The 5,178-nt window shown below is 31.9% G+C and carries 5 protein-coding genes; 1 reads left to right on the forward strand and 4 read right to left on the reverse strand.

The genetic code is table 11. The annotated features are described in order from the left end of the window. The 3 genes from PHC28_RS15330 to PHC28_RS15340 all read right to left on the reverse strand — a co-directional run. Positions 1–539, reverse strand: a 539-nt coding sequence (locus PHC28_RS15330; protein WP_300102605.1) for a dihydroxy-acid dehydratase, incomplete at its 3' end; no start/stop codon positions are given. A 53-nt stretch (positions 540–592) separates the two neighbouring features. Next, entirely contained in the window at positions 593–1,711 is a 1,119-nt protein-coding gene (leuB, locus tag PHC28_RS15335; RefSeq protein WP_300102608.1) for a 3-isopropylmalate dehydrogenase, read from the reverse strand. A 50-nt stretch (positions 1,712–1,761) separates the two neighbouring features. Continuing rightward, a complete protein-coding gene (locus PHC28_RS15340; protein ID WP_300102611.1) occupies positions 1,762–2,937 on the reverse strand; it encodes a 2-isopropylmalate synthase in 1,176 nt (391 codons plus the stop codon). A 154-nt stretch (positions 2,938–3,091) separates the two neighbouring features. On the opposite strand from PHC28_RS15340, the gene PHC28_RS15345 reads away from it, so the two are divergent. Beyond that, positions 3,092–4,636, forward strand: a complete 1,545-nt coding sequence (locus PHC28_RS15345) for a hypothetical protein (protein WP_300102614.1) — start codon at positions 3,092–3,094, stop codon at positions 4,634–4,636. Positions 4,637–4,822: 186 nt separating this feature from the next. On the opposite strand, the gene PHC28_RS15350 is transcribed toward PHC28_RS15345, so the two are convergent. Then, positions 4,823–5,178: DUF5615 family PIN-like protein (locus PHC28_RS15350; protein ID WP_300102617.1), on the reverse strand; the 356-nt coding region annotated here is incomplete at its 5' end.

The raw sequence follows: 5,178 nt of genomic DNA on the forward strand, positions 1-5,178 counted from the left end.
TCTTCATCAGAAATTGCATTTTTAAATTTTTTCCCTAATGCTTCGAACGCCGAAACAATATTAAGGTGTTCTCCTTTCCATCTTCCTGAATGAATCGTTCCGCCATAAACCATAAGCGCTGGACGATTAACTCTTCCCATAGCAATTAAAGCACCTGGCATATTTTTATCACAACCTGGAATAGCAATTAATCCGTCATACCATTGTGCTCCCATAACAGTTTCAATAGAATCAGCAATCACATCACGTGAGACTAATGAGAAACGCATTCCATCAGTTCCATTCGAAATTCCGTCGCTAACGCCAATAGTATTGAAAATTAATCCCACTAAATCAGCGTCCCAAACTCCTTTTTTGACATCTTTTGCTAAATCGTTCAAATGCATATTGCAAGTGTTACCTTCATAACCCATACTCACAATCCCAACTTGAGCTTTATTCATATCTTCTTCAGTTAAACCAATTCCGTATAACATTGCTTGTGCAGCGGGTTGTGTAATATCTTGAGTTATGGTTTTGCTGTATTTATTTAATTCCATTATTTTATAATTTGTTATTTTTTATCTTTTTAAACTTAATAATTAAGTCTTCATTAAACGATTGTCGATTGTCCTATGTAAACATTATCATTATTGAAATACAATAAGTCTTCTTTACTTAAAATAAAATTCGAGACAAAATCTCCTACTTCATTGGTGCCAAATTTTGAAAATGAATTCAAATCAGCTGTAACTATTTTATATTCGAAAGCTTTTTCAACAGCTTCATAAACTTTTTGCGCCTCTGTATCAAGTCCAAAATGTTCCAAAAGCATCGCTGCCGATAATATGGAAGCAATAGGATTGGCAATATTTTTTCCTGTTGCCTCAACATAAGAACCGTGAATAGGTTCAAAAAGAGCTTTATCATTTCCTAGTGATTCCGAAGCTAATAATCCGATGGAACTTGCTATTACGCTAGATTCATCAGAAAGAATATCACCAAACATATTTTCGGTTAGGATGACATCAAATTGTCTTGGATTTATAATAATTTGCTTCGCAGCATTGTCAACAAATAGAAAATTCAAAACAACATCTGGGTAATTTTCGCCAATTTTCTGAACTAGTCTTCTCCATAAACGTGATGTTTCAAGAACATTAGCTTTATCAACCATTGTTACTTTTTTTCGACGTTTTTGGGCTGCTTTAAAAGCTAAATGTGCAATGCGGCTAATTTGCTCTTCTGAGTATTCATAGGAATCAGAAGCTATAGTTCCATCTTCGCTTATTTTTTTTTCGCCAATATAAACTCCTCCAGAGAGTTCTCTATAAACTACAAAATCAACACCTTCAATAATTTCTCTTTTTAAAGGCGAGGAATCTAATAATGCTTTATAAGGTTTTATAGGTCTGATATTTGCAAAAAGGCCTAATTCAATTCTTAGTTTTAATAATCCTTGCTCTGGACGCACTTTGGCATCGGGATTATTGTCATATTTTGGATGTCCAATAGCACCAAACAAAACCGCATCAGTATTTAAACAAAGATTTAAGGTTTGATTAGGAAGCGGATTCCCCGTTTGATCAATAGCAACAGCACCTACAAGAGCATCTTCAAATACAAATTCGTGGTCATAAACCTCACCAATTGCATTTAACGCTTTTTTTGCCTGTAAAATTACTTCCGGACCGACTCCATCTCCCGAAAGTACTGCTATTTTTAAGTCCATTTTATATTTTTTTGTAAAGGTAAACTATAATTTAAATACCTAAACAGGTATTAACTTCTTATTAATTCTCCTTCGATTTTGCAAGCTTCAATAATTTGATGAATATCATTATCCAGAACCTCTTTTTTAATGTCGGCAAATCTCAAGAACTCAACATATACAATATCTAATTGCACTTTTGTCAATTCATAACCTACTTTTTTGGCTCTGTAGGCCAATGCTGCTCTACCACTTCGGGCAGTAAGAATTATTGAAGATTCATTGACTCCAACATCCAAAGGATCCATAATTTCATAAGTTTCTCGATTTTTTATGATACCATCTTGATGAATTCCTGAACTGTGTGAAAAAGCATTAGCCCCAACAATAGCTTTATTGGGTTGCACCATCATTCCCATACTTTCAGAAACCAATCGGCTCATTTCGTTCAATTGACGCGTATTGATATTCGTGTCTAAATTCAAATAAGGATGTTGTTTCAAGATCATTACTACTTCTTCAAGTGCTGTGTTTCCAGCTCTTTCTCCTATTCCGTTTATGGTGCATTCAATTTGTCTTGCTCCATTTATGGCTCCAGCAATCGAATTGGCAGTAGCCATTCCTAAATCATTATGACAATGACACGAGATGATTACGTTTTCAATTCCTTTTACGTTTTCTTTTAGGTATTTAATTTTTTCGCCATATTCGTGAGGCAAACAATAACCAGTAGTATCTGGAATATTAAGCACCGTAGCGCCTGATTTTATGACTTCTTCACAGACTCGTGCCAAGAAATCATTTTCGGTTCTACCAGCATCTTCAGCATAGAATTCTACATCTTCAACATACGATTTTGCATAAGAAACAGCATATTTTGCACGTGCAATAATATCTTCTCTTGTAGTGTTTAGTTTGTAGATTATATGCGAATTTGAAGTTCCAATTCCTGTATGAATACGAGGTTTTTTGGCATATTTTAATGCGGCAGCAGCTACATCAATATCATTCTTAATAGCTCTTGTTAGTCCGCAAACGGTAGCATTTTTTACAATCTTGCTTATTTCAGAAACAGATGAAAAATCTCCTGGACTTGAAACCGGAAAACCGGCTTCAATAATATCAACTCCCATTTCGTCAAGCCGATTTGCAATTACTAGTTTTTGGTTCGTATCTAATTTACATCCTGGGACCTGTTCTCCGTCTCTTAAAGTGGTATCAAAAATTTGGACTTTCTCTCTATTCATTTTAAAATATTTAATGTAATTTCACATCTTTGAACAAAAATAGATTTCATTACTCTAATATAAAATCCGTTTTTTAAATATTATACTATTTATAAGGCTAATAATAGTTATTTAAAATACTTAAAATCAATAAATTACATTACTATATTTTACAATGGCTAACCATCAAAAAGATTCTTTATTTGTATTAATAAAATCACTTTCCAAGTCCGAAAAAAGACAATTCAAGATTTTCGCTAGCCGATTGGAAACAAGTTCCAATACAAAGTTTATCGAATTATTCAACATTTTAGACAAATCTGAAGTCTATGATGAGAAAACAATTTTGAAAAATGGTATTATCAAAAAGGTGCAATTATCCAACCTTAAATCCTATTTATATAAACAAATTTTAGTGAGTATTCGGTTGAATATTCCTAGTCAAAATATTCGCTATCAGCTTAGGGAACAAATTGATTTTGCCGCAATTTTATACAATAAAGGTTTGTACAAGCAAAGTTTAAAAATCTTGGACAAAACCAAACAGCAAGCTTTGGAAAATGACGAGAAATATATGGCTTATGAAATTGTCGAATTCGAAAAATTAATTGAATCACAATACATCACCCGAAGTATTCAAGGTCGTGCTGATGAATTGGTAATTCAGGCTAAAGAGCTGAATTATAAAAATACCATTTCAAGTAAATTATCTAATTTATCGTTGCAATTGTACGGCATTATGCTGAAAACAGGCTACGTAAAAAGCGATGCCGAATACAAATATATTGATGATTATTTCAACAAACATATTTCAAAATTAGACGAGAAAAAATTTGGCTTTCGGGAGAAATACTGGTATTACAATGCTTATCTCTGGCGAAGTTTTCTTGTGCAGGACTTCCTTTCTTGCTATAAATATTCACATAAATGGGTGACACTTTTTTATGACAACAAGAATATGATTTATCTAAATCCAGTGTTTTTCTTAAAAGGAAATCACTATTTATTGGAATCCTTATTTATGTTGAAATATATGTCAAATTTCAAAAAATATTTGGAATTGTTAGAAGAAACTATCAATGACCCTCAGTTTCCGGTAAATGATAATATTTCGTCGTTATCATTCTTGTATTTATATAACAACAAACTCAATTATCACATTCTTGAAGGCACTTTTACCGAAAGTGAATACTTGATTCCAGTAGTTTTAGACAAAATGAAGCTTCACAATGAACATCTCGACGAACATCACGAGATGTTATTTTACTATAAAATTGCCTGCATTTATTTTGGAAACGAAAATTATACTGAATGTATATCGTATTTGGAAAAAATCATCAACAACAAAAACCTTTATGTTCGCGAAGATTTGGCGTGTTTTGCACGTTTATTGTGCTTGATTGCCCATTATGAATCAGGTAAAGATTTCAATTTAGAAAACCAGTTGAAAACCACGTACAAATTTCTGATAAAAATGAACGATTTACACGAAGTACAAAAGGAAATCATTCGCTTTTTGAAAAAATTGAATACCATCTACCCTAGCGATATCAAAAAGGAATTCATAAGAATGAAAGAACGATTTATCGAATTAGAAAAAAACACCTACGAAAAAAGAGCATTCCTCTATCTCGACATTATTTCTTGGCTCGAAAGCAAAATCGAAAATAGAAAAATCAGTGATATCATTAAGGAAAAGGCTAAATTATATAACCGATAAATTAATAGTTTATTTTTCAAACCTGCCTTTAGGCAAATACTGATCTTCCAAAGGTTTTGTAAAAGGAATTGGAGTGTCAAAACTCGCCACATACTTTACTGGAATATGTGAATTTTAACATAGTTTACAGTTCAACGATTAACTAGCAATTAATATAGGGAAATACAAATAGGTAAATTTATTGATTCAATTAACAATTTTCATCGATGAAAAAATAAGAATATCGTTATCGACTTCTAAAATAAAACTATCATTTGAATTTAATTTTTCAATTTTAGTTAAATTATTTTCGATAATTAATAGTAAATCAGCATTCGAAATGTTACCTAAATTAATCTTAACCAACTTATTAGGGATATTTTTTAAATAATGGCTATCTCTGAAATCACCATCTTTAGTAATCAAAATTAAACCGTTTTGGTCTGCATAATTTGCAATAGCACTATCTTTGGTGTGCCACTTTTCTAAAATTGTATTTACGTGAATGCACTCGTGATTTTTAGAAATTAAAAATTTAACGAGTTTTATAGAAATATGAACAT

This window comes from Flavobacterium sp., assembly GCF_028712645.1.
GTDB lineage: Bacteria > Bacteroidota > Bacteroidia > Flavobacteriales > Flavobacteriaceae > Flavobacterium.

Bases quoted from the DNA above. Each gene is read 5' to 3' on its own strand.
- leuB (WP_300102608.1), bottom strand. From the start codon at position 1,711: ATGGACTTAAAAATAGCAGTACTTTCGGGAGATGGAGTCGGTCCGGAA.
- PHC28_RS15340 (WP_300102611.1), bottom strand. From the start codon at position 2,937: ATGAATAGAGAGAAAGTCCAAATTTTTGATACCACTTTAAGAGACGGA.
- PHC28_RS15345 (WP_300102614.1), top strand. From the start codon at position 3,092: ATGGCTAACCATCAAAAAGATTCTTTATTTGTATTAATAAAATCACTT.